Below are 20,647 nucleotides of genomic sequence, written 5' to 3'. Positions count from 1 at the left end.
ATGTCTTTATACAACCCAGTTGTTTGGCAAGACGGCATGTTCATGAAGCCGCAGCACTTCCAGCAACTCGACCGCTCTCAAGGTAAAATGGCGGGCATGCTCAACGCAAACAGTTCCCCTCTGCATTGGGGACTTAAGCGTATTGAAATCAACGCAGAATTATTGGCCTTAGGCAAAATTGGTATTACTCGCGCTGAAGGTGTCCTTCAAGATCGCACCCCATTTGAGTTGCCTTTATTGGCGGAGCTTCCAGAAGTTCGCGATGTTGACCCGTCTATCACGGATAAAGTGGTGTATTTATGTTGTCCGCTTCCCTCTGAACGCGCTGAGCTATTTGGCAGCCAGAAGGATGGCGCACGTTATAAAATCGAAGCGCAAGAAGCTGTCGACTCCTGCTATGACAGCGAAGACATTGCCAGTATTTCAGTGGGTAAGCTTAATTTTTGTCTGCTCTATGATCATGAAGATAAAAGTGCGTATACCTCGATTCCTATTTTGAAAATATCGGAAGTCAAACCTGATGGTAGCGTGATTCTCGATGATAGCTTTATTCCCACTTGTCTAGATATCCATGCTTCAAGCGTGCTAAGTAAGTACACCACTGAATTTGCTTCTATGCTCAAGCACCGAGCTGAGTCGATTGTTCAGCGTTTAGGGGTGGTTGACCAGCAAGGTGTGTCTTCTGTTTCTGATTTCATGCTGCTGCAAGCACTAAACCGTTATGAACCTTTGTTTTGGCATTTTGCGAGCGTAGAGGGGGTTCACCCTGAGTCTTTCTATCGTATTTTGCTGCAAGCCGAGGGCGAATTATCAACACTGTGTTCCGCGTCCCGTAGGCCGACAGAGTTTACTAAATATAACCATGGTGACCTCACAAGTTGTTTAACCACCACACTTGAAAGCGCGAAAATGACCTTGAGTGTGATGTCTGAACAACGAGCGATCCCGCTAACGCTGAAAGATCAAAATTACGGCATTCGCACCGCCGCAATTCCTGACCGTAAGGTTGTGGAGTCCACGACGTTTATCCTTGCTGTTAAGGCAGACGTTACGCTGGATGTTCTGCATACTCAATTTGTGAGTCAAACCAAGATTGGTTCGATCGATAACATTCGTGACCTTATTAACTTGCAGCTGCCAGGTATTGAAATTAAACCGATGCCAGTGGTACCACGTGCTTTGCCATATCATGCCGGTTACACGTACTTTGAATTGGATAAGGCAAGTGATGAGTGGGCAGCGCTTAAAGATAGTGCCGCGATTGCTGTTCATGTGGCCGGTGATTTTGCGAATCTATCACTACAGTTGTGGGCTGTACGCTTATGAGTTACGCCGATAACGATGTCACTGTCGTCTTATTCCAACCTGAGCCCGGCAAACCGATGGAGGTCATGCCGGCGCCTGATTTATCCCGTAATATCTCGGTCCGTGATTTAGAAATCGACAAAATGGGGGTTAACCCACTTGTTGACCAATTCACCTGGTTAATCGCTAGCCTGTCTTGTATGTCCTCTATTCCTTGGCTTGATGACCCAATGCCATTTCGTGAACAGGTTGCTCGTGAAATCCGTAAGGGTGAGCGCAAGCTGAACGAAATGGAACTTGACCGCGCCTCGATTTTAGTTATCCGTTACTGCTTATGCGCTGCGATTGATGAGTCAGTTTTGCGCCAAGAGTGGGGGGCGAACAGTAACTGGAGTCAAAACAGTCTATTGTCGGAGTTTCACAATGAAACATCGGGTGGTGACAAATTCTTTATTATTCTTGAGCGGCTTAAAGCGGATCCGCGCAAATATCGTTATGTGATTGAATTTTTGTACCTGTTGTTACAACTCGGTTTCCAAGGTAAATATGGGCGGGAAGAACGAGGAAATGAAAAGCTGGCCGACATCGGTAACACAATTTATCGATTAGTTCGCGATGATCGTTTAGCAGAACAGGAAAAAGTGTCGCTTGTTAATCTTAAAGCCAAGTATTTAAAGAAACCGCTTAAGAAAGTGATTTCCCCCAAGTTCACTTTGGGGGTAACCGCGTTAATTTTTGCGGCGATGTATGCGGTAACGTATGTGGTGATTGATTTGAAATTTCAAGACTTACTCAATGCGTACCAGTAGTTAATCTTTTATCAATAACGGTTCAGAAATTCTTGAGGCTGACTCAATTTTGAACAGGTTAGATAAAACGACAGGCTGAATAGTTATTATGACTAGCAATTAAGAGGGATTGTTTCGGCAATCTCTTTTACTATTTTTATCATCTCAACTTTAAGTGGATCAGCGATGGGTGTAACAGTGAATGCCAACGGCTTAAGTGTCGTGCATCAAGGCTCCGGCGGCGAAGCCAATGCAACTTTACCGGATGTGTGTAAAACACAATGTGGGCCACCTGTTGTCCCGATCCCCTATGGCAACAACGCGAAATCGGCCGATCTCGCTGATGGCACTACCAGTATTACAATGGATGGCGGCAACAGTGTTGCGATTAAAGGTAGCAAGTTTGCGAAAAGTACTGGTGACGCAGCAGGCGATAAAATGGGGCAATCGTCGGGCACTATTGAAGCCGAAGCGGAATTTATTTCAGCCTCTGCCACGGTTAAATTTGAAGGGGTAGGCGTATGCCGCTTATCCGATCAAATGACCATGAATAAAGCCAATACGATGTGTTTAGGTGGGGTGCAGAATCCATCGGTATCGGTTACCGAGGAGCAAGAAGGCACTTATACCATTGATCTGATTTGTCGTTATCCAAATGGCGCTGGTTATGCCAATGCACCTTTTGAACTGCGCGATGCAAGCGGTGGCGTGATTGGCAGTGGAACCCTTGATGCCAACGGCCAAGGTTCGGTGAGCGGGCTTTCCCCTGCAGAGTGTATTTTGGTGCTCAGTGAATCGAGCGATGACTACGTTGCAAATGCTTCGCTTCCTATCAATCAACCGACCGAAACCTATGAAGATAGCCAAACATTCTGCACTTACGTCTCGGGGTACCGCACCCCTTTTTGGGACATCAGTGTTGCGGCTAGCAATGATTGGGGGATTTTGATTTCTCCTCAGCTTACTGATGATGATTTCCGCGATATTGTTTATGAACAAAGCCGAATTACGGCGCCATTTGTTGTGAGTCGCAATCAGTCAAAAGATTTCGCTTTTGCGTTTGTGTCGGCATTAAATCATTCGTTAGATGACACTGAAACGTTGGAAAAATATCAGCCTTTGCTTGAGCAACTGTTTGAGCAGGCGCACCCTCAAGGCAATATTATACGTTTACTTGCCCAAGCCGATAGCGCAGAGCCGCCTGCAGAGTTATTAGCCAAACTGCGTTTGCTCGGTACCGGAAACACACTTAACTATATTCAAAATCTCGATTGGGAAGAGGTAAATAATACCCTTTGTGGTTTTGTTAGCGACCTCATTGCTGACCTTGATATTCGCCTTGAATATATGCAGATGCAAGCTCAAACGCGTGGTTTAAGTGTTCTGGAAACGGGACTCGCAACCTATCGTGATGCCACAAAAACATTGGGTAACCTCTTACCTGATATTTTCGGCCAGATCTTTGAGCAGATTGCGTCTAATTTAGCCGATATTGCCAGCATGGCGGAAGGCGCGATTGTGAATCGTACGGGGGAATCAGGATTTGCAACCAACTCTGGAGAATTTAGCACCATTGTTTATACCAAGGCGCATAATCCCAATCGACCACCATTTGTGATTTTCAAAGATCTATTTTCTGATTAAGAGGGCGTTTTATGAATGCAGTATTTCCAATCTTAAAACGCGATGGCTCGGACTATGCTTCACTTACTGAGTTCAAACAAGATCTTAATAAGAGTACTTCAGGCCGTTATCTACTAAGTGCTGGGCATGGTTGGCACGGCGGTGTGCATATCAACTCTCAATCTTTCCCTTGGGGGAAAAATTTACGCGCTGTGCAAGCAATGTTGCCCGGAAAGGTTGCTGCTTACCGAATTAGCGACGATTACGTTGTCACAAATTATTTAGGAAAAGAGTTCAAACTCAGCAATAACTTTGTTTTGCTAGAACATGAATTTTCTGACCCAACGGAAGGTTCCACTGCGAGCTTTACGTTCTATACCCTATATATGCATTTAGCGCCACCCAGTGCGATAGGTGCGAATGCCAAACCTTCACGTTTTAAAATGGAAGAGCCTACCGGCATTAATGTTCGAACGTTTCGTACAAGTAGTGGTGAACCTCATGCAGACCAACTAGAAACAAAAATGGCTCTGCCCAGCGGCACTGAATTTGAATACTTGGATGTTGATAATGATACTTACCAGAGCTTTACGATAGGTTCGGTACCTCATGCGATGATCCGGTGTAAAGTGTTGTCTGTACCCAGCGGCAATGAAAGTTTAGTCGGAAAGGAAGTATGGATAGCTTCGGGGGCGGGGCTTGAAGAAGGCACGCGTTTTGAATTCTTAGATAAAGCGGGTTATATCCAACCTTTACCACAAACTGAGCCTGAATGGATGTTGACCGAAACTATTCAACGTGGAGGTGTGGTGGTGGCTCAGAAAAAGCCTGAGTCACCACAAGTCGATTCTCGCATTTCAGTACAAGCGGGTGAGGCTTTAGGATTTTTGTCGCTGAATGAATTCAGTCAAGATCCTAATGGAACCAAACAAGTTGAGGATGTTGTGCATATCGAAATGTTCTCGCTTGATACTCCACCAGCCTATTTTTTAGAACAGTTTGAAAATATCAATACCACACCCATTGATGGAACCAGCAGTGACGGAGCTATTCAACCAGGTAATGCACTATTTGAACAATTAGTCACACTCACTTCGGAGGAAGGTGACACCAGTGAAGCGCCAACCACGACGAAAGACTTAATTACTCGGCTGAACGGTAAGCGTGATAAACTTGAGAATCTCATTGTTCAACACCAGAGCGAGTGGTTTAATGAGTCCGCTGAAAGTTTGCTTGATATGATAAAAGCCGTTGGTAAAAAATCATTGGATGAAATACTGCAAAGCAGCTTTGTTTCAAAGCAGGAATACCAAGACTCGCAATGGCACAATAAACTTGAAAGCATCTATGAAGAGTTCTTCAGCCAACAACAAGAACGCGCGAAGCTGTTAACTTGGATGGAAGACGCCAGTGATATCGTCACTGTAGATCCAAAACCTTATTATTTCTGGCCGTTCAACACGACGTTCAGTGAATTGATTAGCTTAGATATGGTTTATGCAGCGAATTTACGACAGGATCGAAATGCATGTGAAAATATACTTCCTTACCTCAATAAGTATGCCCAGAAATACAAATTGAACTCGCCTGTGGTTATAGCCCACTTCCTATCTCAACTAGCCCATGAAAGTGGTTTTACAGCAACCACAGAAAGTTTATCATATTCACCTAAAAGGATGAGGGAAATTTTTGGTTGTAAGGGCGGTTCTAAAAATTATATATCTGATATAGATAGTTGTAGCTTAGGTAAATTAAGAGAAAAACTGTGGACCGAAGAAAGCAAATACTCGCGTAATTCTCGTAATTTAGGGAGCTATGTTTATGCTGATAGAATGGGAAATGGTAACGAAATCTCAGGTGATGGATATAAGTACAGAGGGAGGGGGTTAATACAATTGACAGGTAGAGATAAATATTCAGAGTTTACCGATTTTCATAATTTTCATAATCCTGAAGATATAAGGGATTTCTTAACTAACCCTGAATTGTTATCATCAAGTATAGAGTTTGCTACATCCAGTGCATTCTATTTTTGGTTTGACTTCAAGGGTATAACGAGCAATGATGCAGAAAACTATACAGTAAGAAAAGTAACAAAAAAAATTAATGGTGGTAGCAATGGGCTTAATGATCGTAAAGAAAGGTTTAGGTCTGTAGCGGAAGTATTAGGAATTAGTAATGTTGAAAAATATACCAATGATTAGAAAATATATAATTTTATTTGTTGTGTTTTTTATATCAAATAATGCCTTGTCAAAAGAAGTCACTTTAGATAATTTAAAAGTCAATATTTTTGAACAATCAGTTACGGATGAAAATTATCCTCTGTTACTAAAATCCAAAGATAATGGTAAGGAATATATCGTCGATCGCTTCCCTTATGAAGGGGCAGAACCAAAAATTGATGACATTCAATTAACTTCTATAAAAGATCAGTTTTATCTTATTGTACAGGTAAGTTGGACTATACGGCATTCAGATATTAATGGAACTCAATATACTAACTATATATATAAATACACCAATGGCAGGTTTACCAAAGATATTCCTCTTACTAATACTAAAGCTATGAGTGGGTTTACAGGGTATGAAGACCCAAAAAATCCACAAAAATACCAGTATCAAGATCTTAATATATTAATAAAATATTTAAAAGATAAAATTGAGAATCGCTCTGTAGGATTATGTTCTTTGAATGAAAATACCTTGTTTTCATGCCAGTTAAATAATGAAAAATTAGTATCTATTTGTGGTGGGAGTAAGAATAAAATTTATAGATATGGAACTACATCCAATATTGAGATTTCATACCCTAAGTGGGATGAGAAAAATATAAAGCACAATGAATCAGGTGATTTTATTTTTAGTCGTGGTGGTTACACATATTCATTAAAAGCTAATAATAAATTTAAACCATCTTTATTAGTAACGTTAAATAATAAAACAATATTTAATAAATCTTGTTCTGAGGTTTATTGATGAATAACTATCTAGCTATCTGAAAGCTTGTTTTATGTTAATCAGTTGCAGGAGGTCCTTAGTTATGAATTTAATATTAACCCTTAAGCAATATTGACATATCCTTTCGTTGATAGCGATTATAGCTTAGAGTTTGAGAGGGATAGTGTTATTCAAATGAAGGCTTATTGGGCTCGCTGCCAGTGAATAGCTTGAAAGTCACAAGCTTTCTCACATAACCCGCAGCGGTTGCACAACTGGGTATCTATTGTTGGTTGTTGACCGCTGTTAATCATGATCGCTTGCTGCGAGCAAGTTTCTACACAGCTTTGGCAGTATGCGGCGACGGCAGGGTCACAGTTGTGGTCCACGGTGAGGAGCAAGTCATTACGTTCAAGGGCACCGGTATCGCAACTTAACACACAGGCATGACAACCTTTGCAGTGATTCGCCGATTGCAGCGTTGGGTATCCTTGTTCTAACGTAATGGCATTACTTGGGCAAGCCTCTATGCAGCTTTTACACTGTGTGCAACGCTGCAAAAATATCGTCTCTTCAACCGCCCCCGGCGGGCGAGGGAAGTTCAATGTGGTTTGGTGAGCGAATTGAACTGGAGAGGCTAGCCTTTGAAATAAGGCACGACGCTGAGGATTAAACGCTGGCATAAATCACCAATATAATTGTTTGGCTTGTGGTGTCACTTGAAGCAGATGTTGAAGTTGGCTCAAAAACAGTTCACATAGTTCGGAGACCGCTGCGTAAAACGCTGAGTCTTGATTGCTTTTTAGTAGTGACAAATAGCGATTTGACCAAGGTAATAAATGAATTTCTAGTAGATCAACTAACGCCTCGTCCTGTTCATTTTCTAGTGTGTAGGCAATCGCCCAAAGCATTATGGCGAAGTGATCGCAGGGCTGGCTACCAATCTCGATATTCATACCGATGTGTTCAAGAAACAGACGAAACGCTTCGGTGCTGTCGCCCATAACTTCATTTTCACGGTGTTGATAGACCGAGCCCCAGGGCGGTGCGATGAGCTTGCCTTGCCCTTCAAACAACACAGAAAACGCATAATCGTTTAGGTTGTGTTTGGTGTCTTCTAATGTTGCAATGAGTGCGGCTATTTGTTCGGGGTTATCCCAAGGAAATAAAACCGGAATATGACCTAATTGGTTAAGGATGGCTTGATTACGTTCGCTGCTCGGGTATTCAAACATTAGGTTACCCAAAAGGCGCGGTAATATAGAGATCTGAGACATAAAACTCCTTAAAAGTAAGGCGGGCGAACCCGCCTTAACGACTACATATTAATTGACCACAAGTCATAAAATGCGATACGCCCTGAGAGTTCGGCGATGATCAGTACAGCGCTAGAGCCAATCGCTAGAGGCATCCAATTTTTGCGATAAGCCAGTACTGCTAGTGCAACCGCAACAACATAAAGTGCAAATTTAGCGTTCCAGAAACTCATACCAAGCTCGAGCATATGTGGCGCAGTTTGGCTTAAAAATGCTAAGTAGCTTGGCAGGATGAACACACTGAGCATCACGCTTAATACAGTCACGGCGAGGTTGATACGATTTGGCTGCAAAATCATCGCCAATGCGCCACCCGCCGTAAATGCAGCAAGCAACATTTGGATCATGGTGTAAGAGGTGTTCCATTGAGGGATCGTTTCAATGGTATACACTTTCGGGATCAGCACGAGTAAGGCTATGCCAGCGATCGCGGTAGCAATTCGACTTGCTTTAATTGCGTTGGTCATCTGAGGGCGCAAGTAGCTGACAGCTAAGTGAGCAAACAACAGCCCTCCATATATAGAACAAGAAACGATCTCATTACTCATTGGTGAGCGACCGGTACCGAATAAGGCATTAATGGCACGAAATGGTTGCCCAAGGTGAAGTATGGCGCTAAACCCAGCAACGCCGACAATAACCAAACTGATCACTCCGGAGACAAACATCGCTTTGTCATCTGGTCGTTTGATGATGAGCTTATTTAATGTCATTAAGATAAATAGCCCTGCAGATGCTTGAGCCAATACCGTAAAAAAGACCAGAGGTAACTCATGCATGTTTCACTTCCTTAGGGTTTTGTAATTGGCCCATACTGTCTTGGTTGGAAATCGCATTGCCATGCGGTTTGATGATGAGGTTAGGGTGAGTCAGTTCAGAAGATGGCAGTGGTGCAATATCGCAGTCGCGGCCATATTTTTCTCGTAGCTCATCAATGGGACCAAACTCGATAGCACGTTGAGGACAAGAGTCCATACAAACAGGGTTCAGGCCTAGTTGAAGTCTATCTAGGCAACCATCACACTTCGACATGACTTTCTTTTCGTGGTCATATTGTGGTGCGCCATATGGGCAACGCATTTCACAGTAGCGACAACCGATACATACATCCTGGTCAACTAATACCAATCCGTCCTCTTCACGCTTGTGCATAGCGCCTGTTGGGCAGCCAGCAACACAAGCCGGGTTATCACAATGGTTACATGAGATGGAAACGTAGTAGGCAATGGTGTTGTGTTGCCATGCGTTATCCACTTTTTGCCAGCTACCGCCGCCGTATTCATAAACGCGGCGAAACTTGCGACCTACATCGATATTGTTTTTATCTTTGCAGCTTACTTGGCAGGTTTTACAGCCAGAGCAGCGAGAAGAATCAATATAAAATCCGTACTGTGTCATTTAACTATGCCTTTTCAATCTCGACCAAGTTGGTGTGTTGTGGATTACCTTTTGCCCATGGTGATAGACGGTGGCTGGTGAGTGAGTTGATACAGCCGCCAATATCGACGCCGTTTTTCACTACAGACCAAACCCCTTCAGGTAGGGCGGCAACTTCGGGAAGAATGCGGTGTGTCACCTTAGCTGCTGCGAGTACACTTCCGCGGTCATTAAATACGCGAACCATATCGCCATTGGTAATACCTCTACTTTCGGCATCTAAGAAATTGATCCAAATTTCGTTGGGAACGGCTTCTTTAACAACACCAACACTGGCATAGGTTGAGTGAGCATGACCTTTGGTATGAAATCCGGTTAACTGAATAGGGAATTTCTTCTGGGTTTCTTTATCAGATTGTGAATCAGGAACTTCAAGATATTGCCCAACAGCTGGAATTTTATCGCCTGCGGGTAAGATCCAATCCGAGGTCTCGTTCACCAATTGCTCCGAATAGATTTCAATTTTACCCGATGGGGTTGAAAGCGGGTGCGCGTTAGGATCCTGATAGAAATCTTGATAAGCGACACTGTCTTTTTTCGGTGTGCGGTGTTGATCAATAATCCCGCTGCCTTTGATTTGAGAGAACTCAGGCAGATAGGTGCGCTGGCTACGAATATCTTGGTAGTGTTTTTCTATCCACTGTTGCTGAGTACGACCTTGTGAGAATTGTTGCTCGACACCAAGATGCTTGGCGATATCACGGCAGACGTCGTAGGTACTGCGGACTTCCCACAATGGCGTGATGGTTTTCTCCATGGAAATCATGTAGCAGTTTGAACCTGAAGCATAAGAGTTGTCGACCAAATCGTCCGCTTCTAGATAAGTGGTTTCTGGAAGTAAAATATCCGCAAATCTTGCGGTTGCGGTCATATGGTTGTCGACGACAACGATGGTCTCACATAAGCTTTCGTCTTGTAGAATTTCACGAGTGGCATTGAGATTACCGTGCTGGTTGGCAAGTACGTTACTTGCTTGGCTGATAATCATCTTAATACCGACATTAAGCTTATCTGCGCCTTTTAGTGCGTGCGTTTTTGAGGTGATGGTTTCTGGACGCGCGATGGCGTCGGTCCATGTATAAACAGGAATCGACACTTTCACCGGATTCTCGCCTGCAGGAAGTTTTGGCACACCATATTTATTGCCGTAAGGCCATAAGCCCGAGTTCGTCCCTGGGCGGCCAAACTGATTGGCAATGATCGGTAGGTTCAAAATGGAACGCACGGTTTGTTCACCATTGTGGTGACGTTGTGGTCCCCAACCTTGGCAGATAAAGCACGATTTAGCGTTAGCAATTTGACGGGCAAGTTGTTGGATACGTTTGGCAGGAATACCTGAAATATCGGACGCCCATTGCGCTGTTTTGACGATGCCATCTTCACCAGTGCCCATCACGTAGTCTTTGTAGCTGCTATTTTCCGGTGCTGAGGCTGGTAAGGTTTCTCGGCTAAACCCAACCGCGTACTTATTGATGTTATCTTCATCAATAAGATCCTCGGTGATCATGGTATGTACAAGAGCCGCAACCACAGCAGCATCAGAGGTCGGACGAATAGGAAGCCATTCCGCATTTTCAGCAATAACAGAATCGGTATAGCGCGGGTCCAGTATCACCACTTGCGCATTAGATTTTTCAAGCGCGCGGCGCAACTCTTCAACCTGCCCACCGCCAGACATCCGAGTCTCAGAGACATTAAGACCAAACAAGACTACGAGGTCTGAGTCTTCTACCTCAGTGAAATGGGAACCGGAATAGTTACCATAAGTATAAGGTGTGGCTTTATTTATCTGCCCAGTTGAATAGGTGTTAAAGTAGTTTAAATAGCCGCCGGTGAGATTTAACAAACGATGCCAAGCTGGGCTACCCTGTGTATGGTAGTAGGCGCCGGTTCCGTATTGATAATAGACGGCTTCATTCCCGTGTTCTTGGCGAATACGAGTCATTTCATTTGCGATCATTTGGGTCGCTTCTTCCCAGCTGATACGTTCAAACTTACCCTCACCACGTTTACCAATTCGCTTCATTGGGTATTTAAGGCGGTCAGGATTGTAAACCCGATATTTGTTTGAGCGTCCGCGTAAGCATGGGCGAATTTGGTGTTGGCCAAACTCCGCTTCATTAACCGCAGGCTCTGGCTCAATTTGAATAATACGGTCATTTTCAACTTTAACTTTTAAAGCACATCGACTTCCGCAGTTGACTAAGCAAGCGCTGTGTTTAAATTCGGCTTGTCCTTGTGGGAGAGTTTGCGCTTGAGCTTTTTTGGAAAAGGGGACCGTTGAAAGGGTCGTGAGCAGCGCTGAGGTAACACCAACTTCGCCAGTGTATTCTAGCAGCTTGCGTCTGGTTATTTGTGCATTAAGCAAGGAAGATTTGCTCATATCGACTGTCTCCAGTGCGTGAATTTTTATGATTTTATTTTGGGAAAATAAAAGAAGTGTTATCTTTCACAGTGTTTTTTCAGGCTAAACTTATTGAAATTAAATATAATGATTTCGATCATTTTTTATTTTGGTCGGATTAATTTTTCAGCGTTATGGGAATATATATTCCAATAACCTTTAAACAATGCTGATATTGACTTATGCCAATTTAAAATGAAATTTTTCTATGTAAGGTTTTGATTTAATTATGTTTAGTTGTTATTTCAAGGAGTTTAATCTAATTGATAACTATTATCTTTAGGGAGTATTAGGAAGGGATATGAATATGTATTTCGTCATTGAATTGCGTATAAAATAAAAGCGCTGTGTTCAGCGCTTTTATTTATCTTAAATGTCTAAAATTGATTAATTTAGAGCATTTACATCAGAGGAGTACTGTTCTTGCCACTTAGGATAATCATTTTTAAATAGTTTACCCGGAGAAGTGACGAGCCAGCTGTATTTTACTCGGCGCTCGTAACTCACATCTTCGAACTTATCGAGTTTGTCACCCTGACGGTTTGAGTACAGTGGTTCTAGATTCTCTAGGTTGATAAAGCGTGGCCAGACACTGCTGCCTTCTTTATCGATGACCACACGGTTCACACCAAATTCCATGGTGTCGTCCGGCGTTTTGATCATCTTCTTACCTGGTATCTCTTCAGCTTTCAAGAAAGCAACAGCGCTGTTGATTGACTCAACGACTTCAGCAGATGGATTCTCGATGCTCATTAAAAATTTGATGACTTTAACACTTTCATCACCACTGATAGACGCTAATTCATATGAACGTCCACGTTCACAAGCGAGGGTGTCGACATTGTATTGCGCACACCATCCAGTTTTCTTACCGTCAACCACAACCTGGTTATCAAGCACAAAACGGAGTCCTTTATCCATTGATGCTTTTGCTCGCGAGGCGAGATCATCAGAAACAAAGGCAAATTCACCTTTTTGGCTGGCTACGTCACGCATCACGTTAAGTGTATTCGCGATGGCGTTGTCGTTAAACGTGATGTGACGATGATAACCTTCTGAATTCGGGAAGAATTGCGGCCACCCACCATTATCATATTGACCTTCGAGTAGGTACTCGATACCACGAATCGCGCTTTCTTTGTACGCTTCGTTGTTGGTCTTTTCGTAGACTTTGGCTAACGTCATGATTTGAATATACGTTGCATCGTTATCGATGGTTGATTTTTGGCGGTAGGTTGGGAACGTTTCACGATCGTAAACTTGGGACAGATCATTGGAACTTCCCACTTTAAACCAGCCACCATCAGGGTTTTGGTTTTTCAGCATCGCATCAGCGACAGCTTTTGCTTCTTCGCTGCCGTACCAATCATCAGATTGTTTTTCGATGGTCTTCAGAGAAATTTTGCCTTTCTTCGCTTTGAAGATACTGCCTTCAGGACGAAGTAAGGTCACTTTGGCAAGCTTACGTTTTGAATCCCAAGAGTATTTACCACCAAGCTCTTCAAAGACAAACTTAAATGGAACGTACAAAGCCCCTTCAACGAGCGTTGCTGCTGCAGGAGCAATCGTTTCTTTACCGTTGACTAGCGCTGTTGCCGAACCTGCCGTCATAGAGACTGTTTTGCCATTCATACCAATAGTGACTTTTTCACCATCAAAACTAAAGTCGCCATTAAGCTCATCGATAATATCGTCAAGCGGCGCCATCACGACTTTATCTTCGGTCATCATCGGTTTTAGGTAATAGGAGTCAAGCAGTTCGTGATAGCCACCGTCTACTTTCATCATTGGCTCACTCATCATGAGAGAGGCTGTATGGATTTCTCCATTTTCCCAAGTTACATCTTGAGCGTGGACAGCACCAGCAAAGCAAATACTGGTTAGCGCGGCAGCAAGGTAGGTTTTTCTTAGTATTTTCATTTCACGTCTCCGGGGAGTGTATAAACTGAACTGTTGTTTTATTATTTAAATTCAAACTGGCAATTTTTTGAATTAATGGAAATATTACACATCCGGAGCAAGACAAGTAGTCTCAATTTAGCGAGATAAGAGTTAAATCACGTCACAAGCAATTAGACAACGTAAAACGTTATCTAGCTCTTAGTTATTGTCGATTAAAGCCACAAAATCTGAGATTTTCGACACATAATCACTGATTTTGATTAAAAGGTTAGTTATTGGTGGTTGAGCGAGAATAAAACATATTCGTCACATTTTGTTAGGTGCAGCATTGAGAAATAGGATGCTGCACCTAACTGCCGAGTGACGCTATTGAAAACGATCCAATGCAAAAAGATTTAAGTCATATTTGGGCGTTTTACCGAGTGCAAGATCAGCAACAACTTCGCCAATCACACTGCTAAACTTGAATCCATGACCGGAAAATCCACAGGCGATCACGACGTGACGGTGCTCAGGGTGAGTATCAATCACAAAGTGCTCATCTGGCGTCATGGTGTACATGCAGGTTTTCCCAAACTTTAAGTCACCGACGCTTGGCATATGTTTGTTTAAAAGCTGCTTTAAATCATGGGCATCTTGTTGCTCATCAAAAGGTGCTAATGCTTGATTTGGATTTTGGTCATCGCCTAAGTCATGACGGCCAATTTTTAGCCCTGCGCCATCAATACTTGGGAATCCGTAATAGATACCGTTTTGGGTATCAAAAGAAAATGCGGGGAAATGCCCTTCACCATATAAGGCTTCGGGAGCATCAAACCAAGCAAATGTTTTACGAATAGGGCGAATGGGTAAATCAAGTTGAAGCATCTCAAGTAAATCATTAGACCAAGCGCCAACCGAGACGATGACTTTATCGGCTTGGAAAGATAGGTCATTGGCCGTGATCACAACCCCTTGCTGCTGAATATCGATATCGGTCACCTTATGGTGAGATAGCAGCGTCGCTCCATGGGATATCGCCAAATCACGGTAGGCTTGGATACATTCTTCACAGCGTAAGACGCCCGACGTTGATTCAAAGCATGCAATGTATTCGGCGGGTAAGTTCAGCCCTTCAAAGCGTTGGTTGGCTTCCTCAGCAGATAGTATGTCGATGGGTAACTGATATTTCTCGGCGCTAGCGATGAGCATAGTGATAAATGGTGAACTCTTTTCACCCACGTTCAAGACGCCGGTTTTCAAAAACAGTGATTTTCCAGACAACCGTTCAAGATCTTCCCAATGTTTTTGTGCGCCTAAAGCAAGCGGAACATATTCTTTGCCTTCACCATAAGCATGGCGAATGATGCGTGTTTCACCATGATGGCTTGCGTGAGAGTGGGGAGGGTCAAAAGCATCCAGCAATAAGACTCTTTTTCCTTGTTTGGCGAGAAAGTACCCGCTGGCCATTCCCATTGAACCGGCACCAATAATCGCGACATCAAACTGCATGATAACTCCCTTAAATACAATGAATAGGGCGAAATCCTAACACATTGTTCCAGTTGTCAAAGCGCTTATCTATTTGAACGCTATGATATAAAAGCAGCGTTTCAGGTAGCGTCGATGACTTCGACAACGTTCGCCTTCAAACACGCTAGGTATTGTTTACTCCTCATCGGTGAGCAAGTCTTCTAACAGAACTTCTCGACCGCAAATGGTATTTCGACCTTGTGCTTTGGCTTGATAAAGCATTTCATCACACGCATCAATCACACGCTTGTTATGAGGGGGAAGTGATTCATGTTCAGTAAACCGCAAGCTAATCACACCGACACTGGCGGTCACGTAACGGGAAACCTTTGAAGATTGATGCTCAATATGTAGCGATTCTATCGCTTCTCGAACGTGCTCTGCGATTTCCATGGCACCATCGATGCTGGTTGCAGGCAGTAAGCATCCCATTTCTTCACCGCCATAGCGAAACGCGATATCTGATGGTCTCTTCAGCGTTAATTTCAATACCTTACCAATAGCCGCAAGACACTCGTCGCCAGCAACATGCCCATAGCAATCGTTAAATTGTTTGAAAAAATCAATATCGAGCAAGAGCAGTGAAATCGGTGTTGACGCTCTACTATGGATTTTAAGTGACTGCGAGAAGGTCGTGTCAAAATAGCGGCGTGTAAAGAGCTTAGTCATGCTGTCTTGGTTGACAATTTTCGCCAACTTTTGATGGGACTCTTCGAGCTCTCTTGAGGTTACCGTAATGAGGTTTGTCAGTATTTTGAGCACTCTAAATGTACGCGTAAGTTCAAATTCTTCAACCTCTTGGTGATGCTCGTAATCAGGTTGCTCATAGGTAGATTGCTTCTCGGACAAGGCGAGCAAGGTCATGTTTTGAATTAGGCACTGAGGGTCATCCTTCGCTGAGGTGTAAAACTCACTCGACGTAAAAAATCCAGAGCAACTGGCAATCTGATTGAGTTCTTGGCTGTCGATGATGATTTCATTGCCAAATATCTCTTTGCGTGAGGCACATGAGTAGATATAGATAGCTTGGGGTTCGATTTCTTGCAGTTGACGCTGTATCGAGAGGGCTTCCATTTCAAGCAATGAAATATCACAAAAACTGAAACGAACACTTTCGTTTGGTCGAAAAGGTTTCAAAAATTCAAAAGATCCATCGTCATACTCTTTGACCGGCACGTTTTTCATCATAATACCGTCAATGTAATACGTCAGTGGAAATTCTAGTGTCGGGTTATGTAACTGAGTAAAGTCAAAGTCAACACCGAGATAATGGCTATAAACATCCCGCACGCTGCGATTATCGATGGTATACACTCGATTGCCTTTGCACTTGGTCACTGTCATATAGCGTCCAATGGGCGTCCATCCGTCACGGCGATAGGTAGAGACATTGAGATCGGGTCCTGTGAGCAAAGCCACTGCGGTGCCATGGGTTAAAACCTGCTCGCGGTCAAACACAAAGGTTTGAGCAAAACCCTCGCCAATGCCAGCTTGCCCACCTGCGATCATCACGCCCGGAGCTTGCTCGGAAATATCCTGCAAATAATCGACGCTATTACGTAAATTGCCATCAACAATGCCGGTGGTAAACAAAATGGCAAGTGTTGGCTGGTGGCTGGCAATGAGTTTTCCAAGTTCGATTCCCCTGGGAACCTCGGCATCATGCACACAAAATGCGGTGACTTTCGTTGAATCAAACAGTGAAATACTGACGACGATTTTTTGATCTGTTATTTCACTTGCGAAGATTTCACCCTCGGTCGAGGCCCCAATGATTGAGGCATCAGGGATCAGCGCATTAATTGTGTCGATGGTTTTTTGCAACAAATGTCGATTTTTTGTTCCAGTAAATACTTGAATGAGAACCTGATCAGAAGGATAGCTTTGCACCTTATCTCGATAAGGGAGTAAATCGAGTTCACTCGAATATAAGATGTTGTAGCATTCCATTCATTACCCTCTACGTTCTTTTCCATAAGTTTACGTTTTAACGTACGTCAACTCACTCAAAAGTTAGTATAGGAAGCATTTGAAATATTGACGATATCTGATGAATGAAGAAAAGCCGGTGGCGTAACTAAGATCTCATTCATCAGTCTTTTATATTGTGCAGCGGGGAGTTTTTGTACAAAAACTTTCGCTTAGAAGTGGCGAGACAATTAGGTACACTGAGTACTCAGCGATGGCATGTTTGATTTGCTCAGTGCATGTTATGTATCCAACTAGATTTCAAGGACGTTATGGCAGTCGAACTTTTTCTTGGCGGAGCGCGTAGTGGCAAATCCTCATTTGCAGAGCAGCGCGCGTTACATTATTTAAAACAATCTTCAGCTTGCCAGCTGCATTATATTGCAACGGCCACCCCCTTTGATGACGAAATGAGACAACGTATCATCCACCACCAAAACAGGCGTGGTAGCGAATGGCAAAATCATGAAACACCATTGCGCTTAGCCAATCAATTAGCGACATTTGATCGACACGATATCGTGTTAGTCGACTGTTTGACATTGTGGATAAATAACATCATTTACAATCAAGGCGAGCCCATTACAGAAACGCAAATCACCGCGCAAGTGACAGAGCTCGTCTCTGCACTTGAAGCGAGCAAGGCTACCATCCTATGCGTTTCGAATGAGGTCGGGCTAGGCATTGTTCCTATGGGAGAAGTGTCAAGGTTGTTTGTTGACCATGCAGGTTGGATGAACCAAGCGGTAGCGAAGGTCGCACGGCAAGTCACCTTTATGGCAGCAGGCTTGCCTATGTGTTTAAAAGGTCAAGACGCACAATGAATCCGATCAACATCTACTTGCTTCGCCACGGGCAAACGCTTGGGCCTGCGGCACTGAATGGGAAAACAGACGTTAGCGTTGCCACTCCAATCCAATATGCGATGCGTGATAGCGTGATGGCAACGTATCAGTTTCAACACGTGTTAACCTCACCGTTGACGCGCTGCAAAGCCTTAGCTGATTTGCTGGTAGAGCGTGACCCTCATTTAACGCTCAGTGAAATTGACGCATTGCGAGAGCTTGATTTTGGGCACTATGATGGCGTTGCTTATGATTCTCTCGGCGATGAATGGCCAAAACTCGAAGCATTTTGGCAAGCGCCTGCACAAAATACGCTCCCGGGCGCAGAGCCGCTAGACCTTGGATTTGCTCGGGTGGCCAAGGCTTGGCAACATATTGTCCATAGTATGGAGCAAGATACGTTTATCATCGGGCACGGGGGGACTATTCGTTTTATTTTGGCCGATGTTCTCGGAGTCGATTGGCGCAATCCGCGCTGGTATTCGACGCTTAGTATTGGTAACCAGAGTGTTACGCACATTCAAATGACGCGTCATCAACAGCAAGTGTTCTTTCAAGTAAAGTCGGTAGGCGTAACACTGCCCTAATAACCTTAACGAACACCACCTGCAATCAACTGGGTTAAATGAAAATCCGGGTAGTGATTGGCACTGATGCCTTGAATATCGTTAATAACCCGTTCTATATCATGCGCATGACCATCAAACAGCATGCCCACAGCACTGCCGCTGTGGGCAACATTTAAACCAAATAACTGATGATGTTCCACGATATCCAGTAAGCAGCGAAAATGGGGTTTACGCAAAATATGCTGACTTTCAATTGCGCTCATTACCGCCGCTTCACCAATGGCTTGTGGGGATGGATTGTAAAGCCCAGAACGCAAGGTGCGATAGGCGCGAGTCATTTGCTCTGAGGATTGGAGCAATGTTTGTCGTCGGTTCATGAGGTGGTAGAGCGAGGTTTCTAGATGAATCGGACTTTCCAAAATAAGAATGTCGATGTCCATCGCGGCAGGGAGGCGTTCACAGATCTTGCCTTGTTGATGATCAAACAGAGCCAGTGGTTGTATGGCGGTACTGTCCGTGGGTTCAAGGTGCGCGCACAGCTGGACAATGTCTTGCTCTTCAATTGTTTGCTCCAAACAGCGTGCCGTCGCCATAATGGTGGCGGCTATATCAGCGGTGCTGCTTGCAAAGCCTTTAGCGACCGGAATAGTTGAATCAAACTCAATCTTTAAACCATGAGTTAATTGAGGATCTGCGCGGAAATATTGTAGCGTCAGTTGCAAAGCCTTGCGCATCATTGGCCGTTCTTGGTGATATTGCGGTTGGGCAAAAGTGACAAACACGGTTGAAAACCAATTGATCGGCATCGACACCAGCTTTTCACTACCTTGTATCCAACCTTGAACCAACTCACCGCACGATGCAGGACAGCGTGCTTCAGCCATTCAACACCTCGTTTAACGCCTCAATAAGCCGCATGTTATCTTGGTGAGATTTGATTGCGATTCGATAGTGCTGTTGATTCAACTGCGGATAATTAGCGCAACTGCGAATCAGAATCTGATGAACCATGAGTTTAGATTGCAAATCGATGTCACCCGCAACCGTAAAGAAAATATAGTTTGCTGAGGGCTTTAAAACGGACAGTGACGGAAATTGATTCAATGCATCAAAGAGGTAGCGCTGCTCTTGTGCTAACCAGGTGTAGGTGGCTTGATTGTAATCATCGTCATTTAACACGATATCGGCAGATAGCGCTGCAAAGGTGTTAATGGTCCATGGCTCCCGCTGATCTCTGATTTTATTTAATAGAGAGATATCCGATGAAAGTAAGTAACCCAAGCGCAGCCCTGGCATCGCATAAAACTTAGTGAGTGAACGCAGTACATAGAGATGAGAGTATTGACTGAGCAAGGAGCTACAGTTAGTCGCATGCGGCAGAAAATCAATAAACGATTCATCAACAAATAAAGCAATATTCAATGCTTGGCACTTGATGATAATTTTCTCAAGCAACGCCGGTTCTGGCATCAATCCCGTGGGATTATTTGGTGTACAGAGAAACAAACAATCCAACCCTGCATTCAAACTATTGAGGAAGGCTTCTGTCAATTGATAGTTGTCTTGCTCGAGTAAAGGGTAGCTCTCGATATCACATTCATAACGTTCCAGTGCGCGGCGATATTCAGCAAACGTTGGTTCTATAATCATCGCACGACGAGGTCGAAAATAGTGGACCCAAAGGAAGATCAACTCAGTGGCGCCATTTCCTGCTAATACAAAATTGGCATCGCAACCGATGTGAGAGGCGATGGCCTGATGTAACTCGGTGTACTCAATATCAGGGTACTGCTCTGCATCGGTTAAATGTTCGATGATCGCAGTTTGTAATGAGTCCGGAAGTCCCATCGGATTGATGTTTGCACTAAAGTCGAGCACCATTTTGGGGTCGACATGAAATTGTGCTGCCATCTGCAACACGTTACCGCCATGCTGTCCACTAATTGCCATAGTAAGCTACTCATTGTAATAGACATTGCTGAGTATTTGCAGCGTCATTTAAGCGCCTAAATTTGCCCCCATCTACTGAGAAATTCAA

17 protein-coding genes are annotated in these 20,647 nt (G+C 43.8%); 7 read left to right on the top strand and 10 right to left on the bottom strand.

The window, feature by feature from the left end:
• The 5 genes from tssK (at nucleotide 1) to M1D72_RS14820 (ending at nucleotide 6,695) form a co-directional block, all read left to right on the top strand.
• A complete protein-coding gene (gene tssK, locus M1D72_RS14840; RefSeq protein WP_390189847.1) occupies nucleotides 1-1,326 on the top strand; it encodes a type VI secretion system baseplate subunit TssK in 1,326 nt (441 codons plus the stop codon).
• Nucleotides 1,323-2,114: a type IVB secretion system protein IcmH/DotU gene (gene icmH / locus M1D72_RS14835; RefSeq protein ID WP_456295677.1), complete on the top strand. Its 792-nt coding sequence runs from the start codon at nucleotides 1,323-1,325 to the stop codon at nucleotides 2,112-2,114. Before tssK ends, icmH begins: the two co-directional genes overlap by 4 nt.
• Before the next feature lie 165 nt (nucleotides 2,115-2,279).
• Nucleotides 2,280-3,737 (top strand): PAAR-like domain-containing protein, encoded by a 1,458-nt coding sequence (locus M1D72_RS14830; RefSeq protein ID WP_456295676.1) that lies wholly within the window; start codon nucleotides 2,280-2,282, stop codon nucleotides 3,735-3,737.
• Between the two features lie 11 nt (nucleotides 3,738-3,748).
• A complete protein-coding gene (locus tag M1D72_RS14825; RefSeq protein WP_456295675.1) occupies nucleotides 3,749-5,920 on the top strand; it encodes a glycoside hydrolase family 19 protein in 2,172 nt (723 codons plus the stop codon).
• Nucleotides 5,895-6,695: a hypothetical protein gene (locus M1D72_RS14820; RefSeq protein ID WP_456295674.1), complete on the top strand. Its 801-nt coding sequence runs from the start codon at nucleotides 5,895-5,897 to the stop codon at nucleotides 6,693-6,695. Before M1D72_RS14825 ends, M1D72_RS14820 begins: the two co-directional genes overlap by 26 nt.
• A gap of 164 nt (nucleotides 6,696-6,859) precedes the next feature.
• Here M1D72_RS14820 and M1D72_RS14815 read toward each other — a convergent pair whose 3' ends face one another.
• The 8 genes from M1D72_RS14815 to M1D72_RS14780 form a co-directional block, all read right to left on the bottom strand.
• Entirely contained in the window at nucleotides 6,860-7,339 is a 480-nt protein-coding gene (locus M1D72_RS14815; protein WP_456295673.1) for a 4Fe-4S binding protein, read from the bottom strand.
• Nucleotides 7,340-7,342: 3 nt separating this feature from the next.
• Nucleotides 7,343-7,933, bottom strand: a complete 591-nt coding sequence (locus M1D72_RS14810; protein ID WP_456295672.1) for a molecular chaperone TorD family protein — start codon at nucleotides 7,931-7,933, stop codon at nucleotides 7,343-7,345.
• Nucleotides 7,934-7,974: 41 nt separating this feature from the next.
• The gene (locus M1D72_RS14805) at nucleotides 7,975-8,751 is read right to left on the bottom strand and encodes a dimethyl sulfoxide reductase anchor subunit family protein (RefSeq protein WP_456295671.1); all 777 of its coding nucleotides are present in this window, start codon (nucleotides 8,749-8,751) and stop codon (nucleotides 7,975-7,977) included.
• Nucleotides 8,744-9,370, bottom strand: coding sequence for a DMSO/selenate family reductase complex B subunit (locus M1D72_RS14800; protein ID WP_390189857.1), 627 nt, complete (start codon nucleotides 9,368-9,370; stop codon nucleotides 8,744-8,746). The genes M1D72_RS14805 and M1D72_RS14800 overlap by 8 nt, the downstream gene beginning before the upstream one ends.
• 4 nt (nucleotides 9,371-9,374) lie before the next feature.
• Nucleotides 9,375-11,792, bottom strand: coding sequence for a DMSO/selenate family reductase complex A subunit (locus M1D72_RS14795; protein ID WP_456295670.1), 2,418 nt, complete (start codon nucleotides 11,790-11,792; stop codon nucleotides 9,375-9,377).
• Nucleotides 11,793-12,200: 408 nt separating this feature from the next.
• Nucleotides 12,201-13,733: a pectate lyase gene (pelA, locus tag M1D72_RS14790; protein WP_456295669.1), complete on the bottom strand. Its 1,533-nt coding sequence runs from the start codon at nucleotides 13,731-13,733 to the stop codon at nucleotides 12,201-12,203.
• Nucleotides 13,734-14,081: 348 nt separating this feature from the next.
• Nucleotides 14,082-15,206 carry an N-methyl-L-tryptophan oxidase gene (gene solA / locus M1D72_RS14785; protein WP_456295668.1) on the bottom strand — a complete coding sequence of 375 codons (1,125 nt, stop codon included), beginning with the start codon at nucleotides 15,204-15,206 and terminating at the stop codon, nucleotides 14,082-14,084.
• Nucleotides 15,207-15,362: 156 nt separating this feature from the next.
• Nucleotides 15,363-17,177 (bottom strand): sensor domain-containing diguanylate cyclase, encoded by a 1,815-nt coding sequence (locus tag M1D72_RS14780; protein WP_456295667.1) that lies wholly within the window; start codon nucleotides 17,175-17,177, stop codon nucleotides 15,363-15,365.
• A gap of 290 nt (nucleotides 17,178-17,467) precedes the next feature.
• Here M1D72_RS14780 and cobU point away from each other — a divergent pair, with 290 nt between their 5' ends.
• Both cobU and M1D72_RS14770 read left to right on the top strand, forming a co-directional pair.
• Nucleotides 17,468-18,019, top strand: coding sequence for a bifunctional adenosylcobinamide kinase/adenosylcobinamide-phosphate guanylyltransferase (gene cobU / locus M1D72_RS14775; protein ID WP_456295666.1), 552 nt, complete (start codon nucleotides 17,468-17,470; stop codon nucleotides 18,017-18,019).
• On the top strand, nucleotides 18,016-18,627 hold the full coding sequence (locus M1D72_RS14770) for a histidine phosphatase family protein (protein WP_456295665.1): 612 nt from the start codon (nucleotides 18,016-18,018) through the stop codon (nucleotides 18,625-18,627). The genes cobU and M1D72_RS14770 overlap by 4 nt, the downstream gene beginning before the upstream one ends.
• Nucleotides 18,628-18,632: 5 nt before the next feature.
• On the opposite strand, the gene M1D72_RS14765 is transcribed toward M1D72_RS14770, so the two are convergent.
• Both M1D72_RS14765 and cobD read right to left on the bottom strand, forming a co-directional pair.
• On the bottom strand, nucleotides 18,633-19,493 hold the full coding sequence (locus M1D72_RS14765; RefSeq protein WP_456295664.1) for a GHMP family kinase ATP-binding protein: 861 nt from the start codon (nucleotides 19,491-19,493) through the stop codon (nucleotides 18,633-18,635).
• Nucleotides 19,486-20,559, bottom strand: a complete 1,074-nt coding sequence (gene cobD, locus M1D72_RS14760; protein WP_456295663.1) for a threonine-phosphate decarboxylase CobD — start codon at nucleotides 20,557-20,559, stop codon at nucleotides 19,486-19,488. The genes M1D72_RS14765 and cobD overlap by 8 nt, the downstream gene beginning before the upstream one ends.
• Between the last annotated feature and the right edge of the window lie 88 nt (nucleotides 20,560-20,647).

The sequence above is a fragment of the Vibrio sp. AK197 genome (assembly GCF_053903115.1).
This window is presented reverse-complemented; position numbering and strand designations above follow the sequence as displayed.

Bases quoted from the DNA above. Each gene is read 5' to 3' on its own strand.
- tssK (WP_390189847.1), top strand. From the start codon at position 1: ATGTCTTTATACAACCCAGTTGTTTGGCAAGACGGCATGTTCATGAAG.
- icmH (WP_456295677.1), top strand. From the start codon at position 1,323: ATGAGTTACGCCGATAACGATGTCACTGTCGTCTTATTCCAACCTGAG.
- M1D72_RS14830 (WP_456295676.1), top strand. From the start codon at position 2,280: ATGGGTGTAACAGTGAATGCCAACGGCTTAAGTGTCGTGCATCAAGGC.
- M1D72_RS14825 (WP_456295675.1), top strand. From the start codon at position 3,749: ATGAATGCAGTATTTCCAATCTTAAAACGCGATGGCTCGGACTATGCT.
- M1D72_RS14820 (WP_456295674.1), top strand. From the start codon at position 5,895: ATGTTGAAAAATATACCAATGATTAGAAAATATATAATTTTATTTGTT.
- M1D72_RS14815 (WP_456295673.1), bottom strand. From the start codon at position 7,339: ATGCCAGCGTTTAATCCTCAGCGTCGTGCCTTATTTCAAAGGCTAGCC.
- M1D72_RS14810 (WP_456295672.1), bottom strand. From the start codon at position 7,933: ATGTCTCAGATCTCTATATTACCGCGCCTTTTGGGTAACCTAATGTTT.
- M1D72_RS14805 (WP_456295671.1), bottom strand. From the start codon at position 8,751: ATGCATGAGTTACCTCTGGTCTTTTTTACGGTATTGGCTCAAGCATCT.
- M1D72_RS14800 (WP_390189857.1), bottom strand. From the start codon at position 9,370: ATGACACAGTACGGATTTTATATTGATTCTTCTCGCTGCTCTGGCTGT.
- M1D72_RS14795 (WP_456295670.1), bottom strand. From the start codon at position 11,792: ATGAGCAAATCTTCCTTGCTTAATGCACAAATAACCAGACGCAAGCTG.
- pelA (WP_456295669.1), bottom strand. From the start codon at position 13,733: ATGAAAATACTAAGAAAAACCTACCTTGCTGCCGCGCTAACCAGTATT.
- solA (WP_456295668.1), bottom strand. From the start codon at position 15,206: ATGCAGTTTGATGTCGCGATTATTGGTGCCGGTTCAATGGGAATGGCC.
- M1D72_RS14780 (WP_456295667.1), bottom strand. From the start codon at position 17,177: ATGGAATGCTACAACATCTTATATTCGAGTGAACTCGATTTACTCCCT.
- cobU (WP_456295666.1), top strand. From the start codon at position 17,468: ATGGCAGTCGAACTTTTTCTTGGCGGAGCGCGTAGTGGCAAATCCTCA.
- M1D72_RS14770 (WP_456295665.1), top strand. From the start codon at position 18,016: ATGAATCCGATCAACATCTACTTGCTTCGCCACGGGCAAACGCTTGGG.
- M1D72_RS14765 (WP_456295664.1), bottom strand. From the start codon at position 19,493: ATGGCTGAAGCACGCTGTCCTGCATCGTGCGGTGAGTTGGTTCAAGGT.
- cobD (WP_456295663.1), bottom strand. From the start codon at position 20,559: ATGGCAATTAGTGGACAGCATGGCGGTAACGTGTTGCAGATGGCAGCA.